This window comes from Oceanospirillum linum, from assembly GCF_001995095.2.
In the GTDB taxonomy this organism is placed as follows: domain Bacteria; phylum Pseudomonadota; class Gammaproteobacteria; order Pseudomonadales; family Halomonadaceae; genus Oceanospirillum; species Oceanospirillum linum.
On the sequence record NZ_MTSD02000011.1, the window covers coordinates 15,669 to 33,207 of the forward strand.

13 protein-coding genes are annotated in these 17,539 nt (G+C 49.3%); 2 read left to right on the forward strand and 11 right to left on the reverse strand.

The window, feature by feature from the left end; genetic code table 11:
- Positions 1-21: 21 nt before the first annotated feature.
- From galE to BTA35_RS16160, 8 genes are all read right to left on the reverse strand, one after another.
- Positions 22-1,038 carry a UDP-glucose 4-epimerase GalE gene (galE, locus tag BTA35_RS16125; protein WP_078320849.1) on the reverse strand — a complete coding sequence of 339 codons (1,017 nt, stop codon included), beginning with the start codon at positions 1,036-1,038 and terminating at the stop codon, positions 22-24.
- A 36-nt stretch (positions 1,039-1,074) separates the two neighbouring features.
- Positions 1,075-2,850 (reverse strand): glucose-6-phosphate isomerase, encoded by a 1,776-nt coding sequence (pgi, locus tag BTA35_RS16130; RefSeq protein WP_238377620.1) that lies wholly within the window; start codon positions 2,848-2,850, stop codon positions 1,075-1,077.
- A 104-nt stretch (positions 2,851-2,954) separates the two neighbouring features.
- On the reverse strand, positions 2,955-3,842 hold the full coding sequence (locus tag BTA35_RS16135; RefSeq protein WP_078320850.1) for a UTP--glucose-1-phosphate uridylyltransferase: 888 nt from the start codon (positions 3,840-3,842) through the stop codon (positions 2,955-2,957).
- A 249-nt stretch (positions 3,843-4,091) separates the two neighbouring features.
- Positions 4,092-5,453, reverse strand: coding sequence for a hypothetical protein (locus BTA35_RS16140; protein ID WP_078320851.1), 1,362 nt, complete (start codon positions 5,451-5,453; stop codon positions 4,092-4,094).
- A 14-nt stretch (positions 5,454-5,467) separates the two neighbouring features.
- On the reverse strand, positions 5,468-6,964 hold the full coding sequence (locus BTA35_RS16145) for a FecR family protein (protein ID WP_161489881.1): 1,497 nt from the start codon (positions 6,962-6,964) through the stop codon (positions 5,468-5,470).
- A 13-nt stretch (positions 6,965-6,977) separates the two neighbouring features.
- Complete coding sequence (locus BTA35_RS16150) at positions 6,978-8,009, reverse strand: hypothetical protein (RefSeq protein ID WP_139363683.1); 1,032 nt, start codon at positions 8,007-8,009, stop codon at positions 6,978-6,980.
- Between the two features lie 13 nt (positions 8,010-8,022).
- Positions 8,023-8,391 (reverse strand): hypothetical protein, encoded by a 369-nt coding sequence (locus BTA35_RS16155; protein WP_146060016.1) that lies wholly within the window; start codon positions 8,389-8,391, stop codon positions 8,023-8,025.
- A 396-nt stretch (positions 8,392-8,787) separates the two neighbouring features.
- Positions 8,788-10,176, reverse strand: a complete 1,389-nt coding sequence (locus BTA35_RS16160; RefSeq protein ID WP_078320855.1) for an MBL fold metallo-hydrolase RNA specificity domain-containing protein — start codon at positions 10,174-10,176, stop codon at positions 8,788-8,790.
- Between the two features lie 284 nt (positions 10,177-10,460).
- On the opposite strand from BTA35_RS16160, the gene BTA35_RS16165 reads away from it, so the two are divergent.
- Entirely contained in the window at positions 10,461-11,447 is a 987-nt protein-coding gene (locus BTA35_RS16165) for a hypothetical protein (RefSeq protein ID WP_078320856.1), read from the forward strand.
- A 285-nt stretch (positions 11,448-11,732) separates the two neighbouring features.
- On the opposite strand, the gene BTA35_RS16170 is transcribed toward BTA35_RS16165, so the two are convergent.
- The 3 genes from BTA35_RS16170 to BTA35_RS17770 all read right to left on the reverse strand — a co-directional run bounded on the left by BTA35_RS16170 (position 11,733) and on the right by BTA35_RS17770 (position 16,114).
- Positions 11,733-14,498 (reverse strand): rhamnan synthesis F family protein, encoded by a 2,766-nt coding sequence (locus tag BTA35_RS16170; protein WP_160055338.1) that lies wholly within the window; start codon positions 14,496-14,498, stop codon positions 11,733-11,735.
- Positions 14,499-14,669: 171 nt separating this feature from the next.
- Entirely contained in the window at positions 14,670-15,629 is a 960-nt protein-coding gene (locus BTA35_RS16175; protein ID WP_078320858.1) for a glycosyltransferase family 2 protein, read from the reverse strand.
- A gap of 212 nt (positions 15,630-15,841) precedes the next feature.
- Positions 15,842-16,114, reverse strand: a complete 273-nt coding sequence (locus tag BTA35_RS17770; protein ID WP_139363684.1) for a hypothetical protein — start codon at positions 16,112-16,114, stop codon at positions 15,842-15,844.
- Here BTA35_RS17770 and BTA35_RS16180 point away from each other — a divergent pair.
- Positions 16,108-17,223, forward strand: coding sequence for a glycosyltransferase family 2 protein (locus BTA35_RS16180; protein ID WP_160055335.1), 1,116 nt, complete (start codon positions 16,108-16,110; stop codon positions 17,221-17,223). The genes BTA35_RS17770 and BTA35_RS16180 overlap by 7 nt on opposite strands.
- Positions 17,224-17,539 lie beyond the last annotated feature (316 nt).

Here is a 17,539-nt window from a genome sequence, read left to right on the forward strand (position 1 = left end):
TAACGACGGCTATACTAACGACTACGCATACCCATTGGGGTTTTGCGACTGCCAACGCCAGGTATCTTCCATCATCTGATTCAAACCTAACGTGGCCTTCCAACCCAGAACGTTTTCTGCCTTAGAGGCATCGGCCCAGAACTCAGGCAGATCACCGGGTCTGCGTGGTGCTATCCGGTAAGGCAAAGAACCTGCAATCGCCCCTTCAAACGCCCGCAGCATATCCAAAACAGAATACGCCTGCCCTGTACCTAAATTAAAAACATCAACGCCTGGCTGCTGCAGCCAGTCAAGCGCTTTGAGATGGCCATCCGCCAAATCCACCACATGCAGATAATCACGGCGACAGGTTCCATCCGGTGTCGGATAGTCATTACCAAAAACAGACAGATACTCACGCTTACCGGCAGCGACCTGAGCCATATAAGGCATAAGATTGTTCGGAATACCCTTAGGGTCTTCGCCGATTAAGCCGCTGGAATGCGCACCCACCGGATTAAAATAGCGCAGCACAGCAATTCCCCACTCAGGGTCTGAGCGGTAAAGATCTTCTAAAATCTGCTCTACCATCGCTTTACTGGTGCCATAGGGTTGCGTTGTCTTTCCGCGCCCCAGGGCTTCATGATATGGCACCGGCGCCTCTTCACCGTAAACCGTGGCCGATGAGCTGAAAACAAGGCGCTTGACATTCACCTCCTGCATCGCTCTGCACAAACTCAGGGTACCGGAGACATTCGTGTCATAGTAATCCAGAGGCTTAACAACACTCTCACCAACCGCCTTCAGGCCCGCAAAATGGATCACACCCGTAATACAATGTTCCGTCAATAACCGGCAAACCAGAGGCGTATCGCCTATATCACCCTTAACAAACTTAAGGGTGCGCCCGCTCAGGGCAGACACCCGCTCCAGCGCCGTCTCGGAGCCATTGCAAAGATTATCCAGTACCACAACATCAAAGCCAGCCTGCAACAACGCCAGGCAGGTATGAGAACCTATATAGCCCGCACCGCCGGTCACCAGTATTTTTTCACTCATGATTCTTTATTCCATTTCGGGAACGTCATGTCAGGCTCATTTATTTTCCTGGCTTTCCCGCCTGAAACCCGCAATTTTATCGGCCAGAAAGCGCGTTGAGCTGTCCAGAACCACGCTATCATCACCGGTGGGCTGATTTAACAGAGGCTGCAACTGAAGCGCAACCTGCTTACCCAGTTCCACGCCCCATTGATCGAAAGGGTTGACCCCCCAGATACCCGCCTGAGTGAAGACTTTATGTTCGTAGCAGGCGACCAGCGCCCCCAGAGAGAAAGCATCCAGACGCTCCAGCAGTAGCGTTGAGGAGGGTTGATTACCCGGATAAAAACGGAACGGGTTATCCGTCAGATCAACCGCATCATTACCCAGCGCCAGCACTCTGGACTGAGCCAGGCAGTTGGCAATATTCAGCTCATGCTGAGCCACCAGCGCCTCGCGGTGTTTCCGGTTTATCGACCGGGAAACATCCTCCGCCGCAGTGTCATAACGGTTCGCCGCCAGAATAAAATCCGACGCAACCGGTTGTGTTCCCTGATGCAGCAGCTGATAAAACGCATGTTGAGCATTAGCGCCAACCTCCCCCCAAAGCACCGGGCAGGTCGCATAATCAATCGGCACACCATCCTGGGTCACCGACTTGCCATTACTCTCCATCTCCAGCTGTTCCAGATAGGGAGGAAAATACTTAAGACGGCCATCATAAGGCAAAATCGCATGGGCACGGATATCCAGCACATTCACATTCCAGATACCCAAAAGCGCCATCATCACCGGCACATTCTCTAATGGTGGCGCCGTTCGGAAATGCTCATCCATCTCATGGGCCCCCGCCAGCAACTCCCGGAAAACCGGCATGCCCAGATCCAGGGCGATGGCACAGCCCACCGTAGACCAAAGGGAAAAACGCCCCCCAACCCAGGGCCAGAAAAGCAGCTGATTATCCGAAGGAATACCCCACTGCTCCATTTTATCCACCGATGCCGAAATACCGATAAAATGGCAGCGCAACATCAGAGACGGGTCAGGACAGACACGCTCCAGCCAGGCCCGGGCCGTATCCGCATTTGACAGGGTATCTATGGTGGTAAACGATTTAGACGCAATCAGAAAAAGGGTTGTCTCAGGGTTCAGGTGCTCCAGCAGATCAAATAGCTGACTACCATCAATCGTGGAAGCAAAGTGCACCCGAAGATCCCTCGCCTCCGGCAACGCATACTCCTTCAGCGCCTGAGTGACCATAAGCGGGCCCAGATCACTACCACCAACCCCCAGGTTAACAACATCTGTTATTCGCTTACCGGAGAACCCACGCCAGACACCGGCATGGATTTTACACACCAAGTCCTCCATCTGGCGTAACTGCTGGCTGACTTCAGGAAAATCACGATCCAAGGATTCATCCGGCAGCCGCAAACGGGTATGAAGAGCAGCACGGCCCTCACTCCGGTTTACCTCTGCACCAGCAAAAAGCCCATCAATGGCACTGGGCAGCTTCAACTGAATAAAGAGTTGCTCCAGCCCGGAAAGCACATACGCATCAACCCGTTGCTTACTGAAATCCAGGGTCAGCGCCGGTGCAGCGATATGCATCTGCTCAGCTCTTTTTGGATTCTGCTGAAACAGATCGGTCAACGTCGGCATACCGGATGCCAGGCCAGCCAGAAACTTAAAAGCGGGGTGCCCGGTAAGTAAAGGTGTTGTCATGATATCCAAATAAAACTCAATAATGTTTTTGTGCCGTAAAACGTAACCAGCAGATGTAGGTGGGGCTTTAGCCCGTCGCAGTGCCATCAGCAAACGCCAATCCGGCATTTAACGGAGCACATGGTGCATGACGTTGCTCGTGCCTCGCGCCTTATGCACCCTACAAAACCCACGACCGTCATGATCACCGTTTGTCGCCCTATAAGGGCGACCTACACGCTAGCATCTCCCCGGTCGGGCTCAAGCAAACCAGCTTCCCGGCCCAGCACTGTATTCGCCTGAAGCCAGCCGGGAATATGCCCGCAATCAAAGGTTCGGCCACTCATACGAAACGCATGAACAGCATCCCCCTGGCGGATCAAATCGGCAATTGCATCCGTCAGCTGAATCTCTCCCCCGGCACCGGGTCCGGTTTCTGCCAGATGCTGCATAATCGTCCCCGGAAGAATATAACGACCAATCACAGATAAACGGCTGGGAGCCTGATTCCGAGCCGGTTTCTCAACTAGCCCTTTAATCGGCAGGCACTCACCGGCTGCAGGTTCAGCACCATCACAATCGACAATGCCATACTGATCAACACGCTCCAGAGGCACCCGCTCAACCATAATCTGCGCCGCCTGTTGTGACTGAAACGCTGCCACCATCGCCTTAAGATCACAGCCCGTATCATCGACCTGAGGTTTAACCAGCACGTCGGGCAGAATCACAGCAAAAGCCTCCTCAGAAGGAATCAGATGCGCCGCACAATGGATAGCATGACCCAGTCCAAGTGCCCTATCCTGACGGACACTGGTAATTTTAAGCTCCGGTGGAGCAATTCCCCGTAACGCCTCCAGCAAAGCTGTCTTACCTTTACGCTCAAGCTCCGCCTCAATTTCATAATGACTATCAAAGTGATCTTCCACCGCAGACTTACCACCACGGGTTACCAGAATCACCTCATTCAACCCTGCTGCCAGAGCCTCTTCAACAACATGCTGAATCAAAGGACGGTCCAACACAGGCACCATCTCCTTGGGAATAGATTTACTAATAGGCAGCAAACGGGTTCCCAAACCGGCAACAGGAATAATGACTTTATTCAGCCCAGCAGACATATCAACCTCAGAAATCAGTAAAACAGAACACAGAACGAACAGGCAGGGGGAGTCAACATCCAGAGCGCGCGACAGTCAAAGACCAGACCCTGACAAACATTACATTGAATCACCTGATCTCTGCAGCGCATTATCAACCAAAGGAAACACCATGAAAAGGGCAACAAGCTTACCGAAAAACGGTGTTATAAAAAAGAGAGACACACTGGCCTCTCCTTATTCTCCGTTAACCTATCGAAACATGAGTGTTTAGCGCTCAAAAACAGCAACACCTTTACCATCAATACCCAGTGTTTCAATCATCAGCATCGCCCCTTCAGCCTCCGTCCCGGCAAAACGCCCGCTAATAAAACCTCCTGACAGTGCAGGGGGAATAGAAACGGTCGTCAGGCTGATGCCATTAAAACCATTAATATCAGGTAAAGGCAAAGAGTTAGCCTCCAGGGCACCATCAGTACCAAAATCCAAATAAATACTCATATAACTGCTCGTAAAATCCAGCTCAAGACTGCTTGACGAGTCCAGAGTCATAACAGGGCTTCCCATGGCATCGTAGATATCACCACCAGCTGCCAACTGAAAGTTCACAGAAGGGCTGCCCGTCAGGGTTTGTAGATCATGAATATCGTTGAGAATCGGTGCCTGCGCAGTAAACATATAAGGGAGCGGACCAATATCAGCCTTTGTGATATGAACCAGGCTGGGGTCCAGATCATCAATATCATAATCGGCCTCCTGCCAGATCCCCCAAAATACATCGCTGCCATCCGGCAATGTATAACTGGAAGGAGGGCTTTGTATCCCCTGACTAGTCAAGCGGATCGCCATAACATCGCTGCCTAATGACAGGGATGTTTCGATGGACTCTGCCCCTGCAATATCACAGGGTATCAGGCAACCAACAGACTTAATGTCATAATTCAGACCACTTGCATTGTTGAAACCTGCCAACCCAAAGTACTGAGAAGGGCCGGGTTGTCCGGGAGATGTAAAGCTACTATCCATCCCCATCAAAGCCACGCCAACCTCCCCGGACAGGCTCAAGGTGGGAATTTCCCCGTAAACTACACCGAACATACCATCAACCACTGAGCCGTCGCCGGAGAAGCCACCCACAAAATAACCACTGGCCCCAATCTCAGGACTGGACTCAGAATAATAAAACCCGGAAAGATCCATACCCGACGCCGTAAAATCCCCGACACTTACCCCGGTATGGTTCATAAGGTGCATAGTGTCAGAATCAGTCCCCTCAAAGAAGACCTCACTGCGCAGCAACATATCCATCGTATCTAAACTGATACGCATATCATACAGCTTTAAACCATTCATAACCGGCTGTACCCCACTGGTATCAGCAGCCAATACAAACTCGTAAAAACCGCCTATTGCCGCAGAACTCATCAAAGACTCCAGCTCAAAGGCGTCATCCAGTACCGAATCACTGGCCGCATAGACAAGAGAGCCCAGAGGTGATCCCTGGCTGATCATTGTATCCCGGTCAAGATAGAGAAACTCACTTTCAGGCCAGACACCCAGGTAGGTTTTGCTGTTGGTATCCGGGTGCACTTGCACCAGATGCATCTGGTTAGCCACGGAGGTATTCAGCATCCGCCGCTGAAGCCTCAGGCCGCTATCAAGATTAGCCCCACCAGAACCGGCACAACCTCACCGGAGGTATCCGTAAAACTTTCCCACTGGGTTTCTGCTCCGTCAAAGCTCAAAACAGAGCCCGCAGTCCCTGCAAACAAAAGACCTTTTTGCGTCACAGAGCCGATAGGGTTTTCTCCCCCTGACAAGATACGCGCACAGGAGTCATAACCCAGCAGAGTACAACGGGAGTCAATCTGCTCCGCCAGTTCTTTTTCTGCACAGGAGGCATAACCCGCACTCTGACAAATCGTCTCCTCAGCCGAAGACTCCTCTTTAGCCTGACAGGAGGTGTAACCTTCCGCCTGACACGCCGACTCCGCCAGTAAGAATGCCTCTTTTGCCTGGCAGGAGGTATAACCTTCCGCCCGACAGGCCGCCTCCGTCAGCAGATGGAACTCTTTAGCCGAGCAGGATGTATAACCTTCAGCCCGACAGGCTGCCTCTGTCAGCAAATGAAATTCTTTCGCCGAACAGGAAGCAAAGCCCTCATTTCGGCACTGCAGTTCAGCCAGTTCTTTAGCTTCTTTATCAGCACAGGAAATAAAGCCCTCTTCGCGGCAGGCAGCTTCAACAAAATCCAGATCACCTTCCTCTTCTTTTTTAAGCTGCTGCTCCTGAACCTCAGGATTCTGAAGATGGTTTTCTCCTACCCCTAAACCAGGCACCGGGTTTGCCGGGCCTCTGCGGGGCTCACCCTGCTCACCATTGCCGGGGGGAGCATCCGGGCCTGGGCCACCCGGAGCCGTATTAAAGATGGCAGCATCTGCCGGAAAAGCCTCCGGCGGCGTATCAGGGCTGTACATCGCCAGAGCCTGACCGGCGCGAATCACACGGGTTCCGGTTGTTGTTGCCGCAGCAGCCCCCTGTTCAACCATCAGGTATGAACCTGAGCGTGTACCGGAAGGCAGGTCAGTCGTTCCCTCTGTAAAGTGCAGCAGACGAATAATGGTACCCCGGATACCGATGGTCGCCACCGGCGTTCTGAAACTGACGTTTTCCGGTTTACGGTGGCCTATGGCACCGGTAATAGAGCGCAAGCCACCGCGGACAATATCTGTTTTCTGAAAAGAGGCATCGGCATTATCCGTAAAGGTATACTCTGAGATCGTTATCTCTGAATTCGGTTTAACCGCCAGCGTACCGCCATCGGTAAAACGGAGCTGCACGCTACTGGCAGAAGCGGTGACCAGACGATCACCCTGAAAAACACTCGCTCCCCGCCGGGCGGGCTTGCTCTTCCCCTCCTGCTCATGCACCACAGTACCGTGCACAAACATCAGCTGCCCGGCTTTTTCTTTTTGCCCAGTGCCGTCCCCTTGCCCCGAGCTCTCCCCTTGCCCAGAGCCCTCTGCAGCTCTAACCGACAGGGGCAAAAGCAAAACCAGCAACAGAACAAAAGCTGCACGCAAAACCCAGGTGTTAAACGAGGCAGAGTGCCACTTGCCTGCTGTCGAAACGAATCTGTTCATCACTCTCTGCCTCTCAGCGCCACGAATAAGCCACATTGATATTCGTAATAACCTGATCAAAATTAAAAAAATCAATGCTTGAGTTCTGCTTGCGGTATTCTGCCCCGGTCGTCACATACCAATCGGGTTCAGGAATCCAGGTCAGAGCTGCCGTACCGGAAAAAACATCATCCTCCCGGGAAGCATCTGACCATTGGTTATAAAAGCCAAACCCCCGCGTATCATAAACAAGCCGCTGATATGACACGCCCAGTTGCAGATTCAACCGGTTACTCAGCCGGTTATCCGCCTTAAACTGCAAACGCCCACGCCAGGCATCGCCACCGTCCCGCCGGTCATCAGCAAACTCCCGCTCTAAAGCAGAAGCCCCCTGCAACAGCCAGCTCGCAACCGGAACCGACAACGCCGCCTCCGCCTTTAATGCAGCATAGTCGTTATTTGAAGCCTCGGTATAAGCCGCCTTCTTCAGGGACAGCCCTGTGGAAAGATAACTCTCCGTCAACACAGGCTGCTCAACTCCTGCCCTCAACACCAGCAGATCAAAAAGCGGCTCCAGCGGCTGTTCAGTAAATACACGCCCCACACTAGCCTGGGTGATCACAAAGTGATCCGTCAGCCATTTATAGCGCCATATACCATTGGCCTGCAGAGCGGTCACCGAATACGGCTGCAGCTCAGTTTCCGTATAAAGCCGACTCTGGGCCCCTGCTGTAAACTGAAGGGTATGACGATCATCAACAGGAAACAGCCCGGTATACTGTGCATTAAGATCAGAAAAATAACCGGACTCATCACTGATCCGGGTCTGAAAAAGTCCGCCAAAAAGATCCAGCTGATAATCAGAGGGCGCGCCATTCACATTCGAATCAAAGCCCAGGCCAGCCCCCAACAGGAAACGATGGGAAGGCTCGGTTTTTTTTCTGTTCTGCTCTGCTATCTGCTCCCGGTATTTACGGATCAGCTCCGCAGCTTTCGCCGGAGGCTCCAGAGTCTGCAGCAAAGCAAATTCTTTATCTGCGGCACTGAACTGCCCCAACTGAGTCATAGCGATAGCCCGCTCAAGCCGCCCCCCCCGCATGATCAGGCTGTACCTGCAGCAAACGATCCAGCACAAAAATCCCCACCGATGGCTGACCAGACCTGACCGCCGCCAGCCCCATAAGATAGTCAAATTCAGGCACCCCGGCATACTCCGCCTCCGCCGCAGACAAAAGCGTCAGAGCCGCAGCAGTATCTCCCTCAGACAGTACCTGTTGCGCCCCACGCAAAACATCAGCCAGCGGGGCAGGTTTTTCAGCCAAGGAGTTTACCTCATCCGCCAGGGCATCCGTTGCACTGATCATAAGAACGCAAACCAACAAAAACGCCTGTACCATACAGAAAGACAACCAGGCAGCAGCACACTCAGTGCTTTTTCCCCGACCCATAGCAGACTCCGGCTCAATCACAGGGTAAATCCTCTAACTTAAACATAAATTACATATTCTCACATAATGAGACGGCTAAAGATGTTACCCGGCAAAAGAAAAAGGCTGAATGAGCCGTATAAGGCATCATAAAAAAACCAGAAAAAGATAAGTATCCCAGTAGAATGCTATAAAAAATAACGAAATAAAGTTAAAAAAGAACAAAATACTCTAAACTTTGGACTAACACTTATTTATGATCCCAGGCAAATAAATACCACTTACCTCCTCACCACTCAACACACAGGCCGTCATATTGCGAAACAAGTCACAACCCTTTATAACCTGCACCAACTGAGCGCAACACTAAGAAACAAAGGGTTACTCAGAATCACAATCCCCCTCTCTCTCAATCGCTCAGGCAAGTCGTACAACGACAGGGGTGCCCCGTTTAGCATACTCAGCTTCCAGCACCTGCTTTAGCTTTTTCCGGGCTGCAGAATCACCATGAATAAGACTGATATTCCCCGGCAAACGCCGCATTCCAAGGACAAAGCGCACCAGATCGGACTGATCTGCATGGGCGGAATAACCGGACAGCGCCGCCACCTGCGCCCGCACATCATAGCGCTTACCCTCCAGCTCAACCCAACCGCCCCTTGGGCCATACTTTAAGAGTGCCGCCCCCGGTGTCCCCGCAGCCTGATAGCCCACAAACAGAACCTGATGCCGTTTGTCACCCAGGCAGGCCTTCAGATAATTAACAATGCGGCCACCGGCAGCCATACCACTGGCGGCAATCACCACCGCCGGACGCCGGTAACGGCTTAAATACTCCACCGTCAGCTGATGCTCCCCATGATCGCCCACCGTATACAGCGTCTCAAAATTAAGCGGATGTCTGCCGCTGCCCAGCCGACGCCTTGCCTCAGCATCCCAGAACGGCTTAAGTTTCCGGTAAACCTCAGTAAAGCGCGCCGCCAGTGGAGAATCCACAATCACCTCTAACTGTTTTAGGGGTGAATCAGCGTCAGCTTTATGGATCAGATGTTCAATCTCGTACAGCAGCTCCTGGGTGCGACCAATACTGAAGGCCGGAATCAGCAGGCAACCCTCCTGTTCAATAGAGCGCTGCAGATACCCCAGAAGCGCCGCAGAACGCTGCCGCCGGTTTTCGTGGCTCTTATCACCATAGGTGCTTTCAAGAAAAAGCCTATCCGCCTGATACGGTGATCTCGGCGCTGGCAGTAACGGCGACCAGGGCGCGCCTAAGTCACCGGAAAAGACCACACGTTCAGCGTTATCGGGCCGCTGCAGATCACACTCCACAAAGGCCGAACCCAATATATGTCCCGCCCGCTGCAACTTAAGCCTGAGACGGACCCCGCCCTCATCGTAAATGCCGTGCCACTGCTTATAAGGCAGGGCAACCAACTGAGAGGTCAGTTGCTTTAAAACCCGCTCAATCAAGCGCTTATCGCGGGTAAAGCCGATCTCCAGCGCATCCTCAATCACCAGAGGCAACAACATCGCCGAAGGCTCAGAACAGATAATCGGCCCCTTATACCCCGCCGCCAGCAGGTAGGGTAAACGGCCCACATGATCGATATGCACATGGGTGATCACCACCGCTTGCACCGATGTCAGATCAAACTCAATGGTCAGATCCTCCCGGTCCCGGGCCTCATCCCCCTGAAACAAGCCGCAATCCACCAGCACCGAACATGCCGCAGAAAGAAAAAGCTGATGACAACTTCCGGTAACTCCCTCGGCACCACCGTGGTGCACAACCCTTGGATAAGACATCCTGTCCTCCTTACACATATCCTTAAATTCCTATCAAAACCGCATTACAACCCTAAGCTGTCCACAACAGTATTATGACCTTTTTAAGGTTTAGCAGAGCCCGCGTAAAAATCCAGTCCAGAGTAAAATCCCCAGAAAGTGCTGTTTAAAATCAGATATAAATCGGCTAAATTAGCCCGCGAATGCAAGAACCGTTAATAAAGCGAAGGTTAAATTAGAATAAAACCGTTAAAAGCAGCAGCGCTATTGCAAGGACTTTGACTTAATTTCTAAGGAACATTGAAATGAAGAAGCAAAAAAACCTTCTTGTCACAGGTATCAGTCTGGCCATTCTAAGTGGCTGTGGTGGTGGCAGCAGTGACAGTGATAGTCTTGATGACGCATCCGCAACCCGCCTGAAAGGAACCGCAGCCACAGGTGCTGCCATTGCCAACCAACCGGTGATTGCCAAATGTGCCGATGGCACAGGCTTCCTGAGCAGTGTTGTCACAGATACTGACGGCGAGTGGAGCGGCGACATTGGCGAGAACGCACTACCCTGCGCCCTGAAGGTTAACAGCCCGCTACTGAACAGTGATCTGTACAGCTTTGCCAGCAGCTTCGGCACCGTTAATATCACACCATTAACCAATCTGGTGGTTGCCCGCGCCGCCGCCACATCCCCGGAAGACTGGTTCAGCCGTACCGATATCAGTCTCAGCCAAAGCCAGCTTGATGCCGCCACCTCCAGCCTGACCAGCGCACTGTACAGCTCCGGCTTTGATCTGCCCAGCGGCAACCCGGTCACCACAGATTTTGATATTGGCGACGACTGGGACGAGGTACTGGACGACCTGCTGGCCTCCATCGAAAACAGCGGTAGTTTCGATGGCTATTCAACCCTGCTGACCAACTTCCTGGAAGGTAACAACACACTTCCGGTCTATGTAGACAGCGATATCGACTATGATGATGACTATAGCGATATCATCCAAGACTTAGATGGCTATACCGCAGGCTATGACCTGACCATATCAACCTACGTAGACGAAACAGCTTCTCCGGTAGTTAGCTTTATAGAAAAAACCATGAAACCTAACTCAAAAAGTGAGTTCTGTGTAGATGATCTGTATGACGACCTAAAAGACAGCAGCGGTGCATACACCTGGGAATTGGTAAGCTGTAGCTTCTCCGGTAACAGCGGGGAGATCCGCACGAAGACAGTTATTAACGTCAATGGCTTTAACAGCACCATCAACCAGAGAACAACTTACGTTTACAGCAAACGCTAAACCTTACTGAAAGCGCATAGTAAACAGTGCACATAATAAATAGCGTACAAAGTAAACGGTGCGGGGCATTTAACGCTACCCGTGTTGTCGCCCTAAAGGGCGACCTACAGAAAAGGTGAGAAGGACGACCTTCATTAGCGTCATGCAAAATGTAGGTCGGGCTTTAGCCTGTCAACGATCCCGCCGTAAACGCCAATTCGGCATTTAACGCTACCCGTGTTGTCGCCCTAAAGGGCGACCTACGAGAAAAGATAGGAAGGGCAACCTACAGCGACCACCAACCTGCTAGCTTACAAGGCCGCGACCGCAGTAGTAATCATCTAAAGTTATTTTTTTCATAAATGCTAATTCTTCATCTGATAGCTGGCTTACAAAGGTTTCATAGAGCTGGCAAGCCACTTGAGTTGAAGGTGCAAACTCTGGCAATAACTGTTCGCGTATATTGATAGCATCGTCGACATAAGCCAATACACCTTGTTGTAGTTCTTCCCGTAGCGGTTGGCAGGCTGTTTCCTGTAAAGACAGATCACGGAAAACACCGGCTATTTGCTGCTCAGTCTCGGTGTATTTTACAACTTGTGCAGAGTCAGAACTTAAGAGTTTTTCTAACTCAAAATTGTAGCGATACATTAGAGGGGCACCAACAGTCGGTTGAACACCCTCATAGTAACAGCCCGTGGTATCAACACTGTGGCGTTGTGCTACAGCCTCCGAACGGTCATCGGTCAGCAGGTAATGGCCCTGCGTTGATTGGGTTAGCAGCCCATTAAGGTATCCCTGAATGGTGGCACCATAACCCACATCAACGACCGTTTGTTTGCCATCAGCTTCCATTCCCTGACTGGCTAAATACTTCAGTAAGGCGGCTTTTTCTACGGCTGCAGCAGCAAGGATATCAGCTTCCAGCAGCTTGAAGAGTTCGAGTAGGTGCTTAGTGTTTCCATCACGTACTTCAACCTGTTTATCTGCCTGCCAGTTCGTTTGCTCAGAAATGGTTTGCCACTGCTCGGCACTTAAACTAAGACCGAAGCGTTCTTTCAAAAAGCCCGCCAGGTTATTAGAGTAATAATTGTTCCGGGCAATTTTGAGAATATCATCCAGGTTCTTCAGCGATGGCACACTAACGGCGCGACGCGAAACAACCAGATAATGGCTGCTGGCAGACACGTCAAGGTTAGCCGTCCAACGATCAAACACCTGCTTAATAAGCTCCCCTTCCCGGGCAAGAAAATACAAGCGCTCAATATTATTGTCCCGCGCTTGCTCTGACAGCCAGTGCGCAAAGCCCGTTAACAAAGGCCCAACCAGGCTATAACCTATATTAAATGCGGTAGGTTTAATTAAGTTGTAGGGGTTAAGCTGTGGATAGGCGACTGCAGCAAAGTTCTTTTGTAACACCAAACCCAAGGTTAGCTGGGCATTTAAATCGCCCTGTTGCTCAATGTTTTCCAGCAGTCGACGCCAGCGCGGTAGTGAACGGGTAATATCGGTGGCACGTAAGGTGTGCAGTGCATTTGCGCCTAAATCGAGTGGAATCTGTAAATCGGAACGTTCATTATCACCCACCATAAGAAACTCTTGGGGCTGCAAAGCATATTTATCGAACAGATACTTGTAGAGCTCGCCAGTATCTTTACGCAGGCCAATATCACTGGAAAGATACAGTGATTGCCAGCCTTCAATACCATGATCATGCAAGGTAGTTTTTATGTGCTCTACAGGAAGAAACATATCCGAGATAAGCACAACAGGTTTGCCGGTGGCCAGAGCCTTATGAAACAGCTCTAAACCGCCTTTGCGCGGTTTAACACTGGCGTACTCAACCTGCTCTTCCAGTGCCTGCAACTGACTGACCTGTTCTTGCGGCAGACCGGTCATCTTCTGAAAATGTTGATAAACAACGTGCAGATTAATATCGCGACCGGCTTGTTGTCGGGCACTTGCTTCAGCCTGTGCACGGTATTCCAGATAGATTTTTCCTAAATTTGGGTTCTCCGGGGAACGGCCTGCCCGAAGCGCAACAATTTCTTTAACCGCTTCCGGGTCCAGCATAGGGCGAGTGAGCAGGGTGTCAAAAATATCAAAGCCGATCAGTTTTACTTTTGAAGCATTAAGCTCTTGATGGATTATTTCAAAGCTACGCTCTAGCACAGTATTGAAACGCCAGGCTGACCAGCTGGGTGTTTGCCTGTCTTTAATGATTCCAATGGGATAGCCTTGACTGGGGCTGACCAGGCCCAGCAAACGCTCTAAACAATGGGCAAAAGTGCCGTCGGTTTGCCCAGCTTCCTCAGCAAAATCATTTAGGGTAATTCCGGCATCAAACAGCGGCTTAATAGCCGCTGTACGCGCCCAAAACATAGTACCGGCAGGAAAGTCAAAATAGACATTAGGGAAGTGACGAATACCCAGACGTGCACACCATTGAGCCCCCAAAGCCTTATTAGCCAGCCAATGGTTAGCAAAATAAGGTATCAGGTAAAAATTCTGCGGGTAAACAAGGCCACGGGCATGATTGCCCTGTAGCAAAGTAAAAATTCTGCGAATCTGCTCCGGGCTACCCAGCAGGCTGCTACACAGGTATTGACGCCAACCCTCAGTTGCACCTTTGTTGTACAAAGACTTTTTACTGTGTAAATGAGCCACGTAATCATATCGGGCAAGTTGTTCACCAAAGGCACAAAACATAGGAGCGATATCACGCCCACGATTAGCCACCACTTCTATTTTAAGATGCTTAAGCAGTGGGAGGTTACTGAATTTTTCCTGACAGATGGCCTTGCCCTGTTCATCCGTTACAGAGATGTATAAGTCATAATTAAACGGCATGTTTTTTAAATAGCCAACAAATTCATCAGACAGATCGGTGTAATACATGTGCAGATGAATAGCAATGCGGCCCAGTGATTTTTTTGCTGGCGGCAAGTCTTCAATTAAAATTAATTCTTCACAATGATTTATAGCAGGCGTTAAAATCTTGCTATTTTTCCACATATGGAAGTGTGGCGTGCCATAAAAAACCCAGGGAAACACCCGATAAATAAAGTTCACCAATGGGTTTCTTATCTTTACTGGCAGTTTCCAGTAAACACGCTTAGCCAACGATAAAAAAATCTCGCGCAACCGTAATACTTTATTTTTAGCTGATTGAATCAGGATATTCATAACGTGGGGTAGTTTCCGTAAAATTTAATTAGGTTTATTATAACAACTTATAAATTATTATAATTTATTAAAAATAGCAGAAAAAATTAATCCCAGATTACCCAGGAAAGTCTGACGGTAAAAACCGCAACGTTTTATTAAAATTAAACGCGAAATCATTTTTTTCTGTCGTGCTTCAATAAGGTTATCTATTATTTTTCGATTTTCAGATGTAAGCCTGTGCTCAAGGGTACGCAAAGCCGTAATATGTTGATCATTCCAGGTTTTAAAATGACCGTGCCAGAGTTTCAATATACGCTTATAACGAGCAGCAAAGGAAGAGTTCATACCAATTAAGTTATGCGGGTGCTGGCGATAACGTATAGAGGGATGACGATCATAATGCACCAAACCTCCACAGCCAGTGATTAAAATATAAACCCACCAATCATGTATATTAATTGTTAAACCTTCGCCCGCCTCAACTAATAAATCACGTGCCGCATTATTAAAAACCATCGTATTACCGCCCGCAATATTTTGCATTAATGCATTAGCAAAACTAGGTTTTTTATTAAATAAAGGAGACAGGCCTATTTCATTGTTCTCTGTATCGACTAAACGAGTGCGGGAGCAATACAAAGCAGGCATATCAGAAGGTACTGATTGAAGAAAACGCAGCGCACGCTCAAGTTTGTCTGCCTCCCAAATATCGTCCTGATCAGAGTAAGCATAGTAATCTGCGACGATGTCGGTATTACAGGTTAAAGAAAGAAAATTAGCAGCAAAACCCCTGGCTGGGCCGGAAAGGACTTCCAGCGGCTGACCGGGCCAGCTTTGCTGACGTTCTCTCAGAATTTGTAGAGTGGTGTCCGTTGAACCATCGTCCGAAGCATAGACCTGCCAATTGGAGTGGCTTTGTGCTGAAAAAGAGTCAAGCTGTTCGTTAAGAAAGTGCTGGCCATTATAGGTACACAGTAAAATAGCTACTTTAGGGCAGGCAGCACCCTGATCTTTTTTGGCGATGTTCTCAGACATTTTTTAAAAAACCTGCATAGCAAAATTTAAGTCAGCACATAAACCAGGCAGCTAACGGACAGGAGCCGTCCTTACAAAAAATAAGCCGTAGACACCAAAAAGGATTGCGGGCAAGAGTAGCCAAACCAGCAGAGCGGAATTGTAGCAAAATGGTCTGAGATTAAAAAGTGATGCGCGTATGCGCAACGCCTGTTGATTCCTTACAGTCTCAATCATTGCCAATGAGCCAAACTATTTCTGCTTTGCCCAGCAAAATCTGAGACAATATCGGCCTGTTTTTGATGGGCAGGCGGCTGAGCAGATCCAGCCTGCCTATTTACCACAAGGCCAAAAATAGTTAGCACAAGACCACAGAAAGCCGAAACCCAGCATAAAACGGAGCCAAAAAGCTCACTAACGAATAAAAGGTTTTCTGCACTTGATAAACACATTAAAATAATTAATAAATACAACACTTTAGCATGGATAGGAGTTGATGGTGTCAACCGATGCAAACCTTGTTTCAATTTTAATCAGAACCCTTAACCGTCCTGTTACTCTTGCTAAAGCGGTAGATTCAGCATTACAGCAGACCCATCGCCCGTTAGAAGTTGTGATTGTTAATGATGGTGGTGAAGCACCCGACCCAGAATTAGAAAGCCTGGCGAACGAACATCAGGTTCAGCTTAATGTGGTTAATTTAGAGGTTAACCAAGGACGCTCTAACGCCGCTAATGTGGCTTTAAAAGAGGCCCAGGGTGAAGCACTATTATTTTTAGATGATGACGACTGGATAGATCCGGATCATATATCTAAATTGCTTCCGGTATTACAGGAAAACGCTGAACTTATTGCTGTTTATTCAGACACTGCCTGTGTGTTTTCAGCAACTAAACCAGAGATACTGAAAGTTTTTGATTATGAGTTTGACCCTCAGCGGCTGGCTTATGAAAGTTACTTACCCATTCACTCAGTCTTATTTAAAAACAATAAAATAAGCCAGGCCTGCCAGTTTGATACCCGGTTAGATATGTATGAAGATTGGAACTTTTGGGTGCAACTGGTCGCTAAAGGGCAAATGCAACGCGTGCCGGGAGTAACGGCCTGGTATAGCGCCCAGTTAAGTGGCATGGGTATAGGTCTTGAACCACAGGATCACAGTGCAGAACTGGCTAAGTTTTTTAGATTAACAACGCCCTTTTATACTGATAAACAAATTAATGCACTGCTATTTATGTGCTGGAATTTTTTTGGTCTTGAGCAATCAAAAAAACACAATGAAGGGTTATTATCAGAGCTGCAATTAGAACTCGCCAACAGCCGTCAGCGTGAGCAGCAGCAACAGCAGCAACAACAACAGCAACTGGCTAATAACCAACAGCGTGAACAAGAGCACGCCATCATAAAAGAAGAGTTAGATTCTTTAAGAAAAAGCCTGGCGGATATTACACAGCTTCTACAAGAAAAGAAGGGCATGGCTGCCTTGTATGAAAAAATAAAGCATAAAAGCTTTACATTTTTTAGTTTGTTAGCGGACGGTAACTTACAAGGCATTAAAGTACATTTATTTAAAAACATAAAAAATGTTCTTAAAAGAATCAAAATAATAAAATAGTATTATTTTATTAGCCACGCTCAAATGCAGGTCGGGTTTAGCCCGTCAGGATTGTCGCCCTAAAGGACGACCTACATTGCACGGAGTGTAACGCCATTCCCGTATTTTTGTAGGTCGTGGCTTTAGCCCGACGCGGATCCATCGATAATCGCTAGGCCCGGTATTTAACGCTGCCTATGTTGTCGCCCTGTAGATACCATCTCTCCGAACCGTCCGTAAAGGGTTAGCTAACCACTTGCGGGCGGTATTCGCTTTGATGTTTTACAACGCCAAAACAAATCTGTACCAACTTACGCATTCCGGCTCCTAAAGCCTG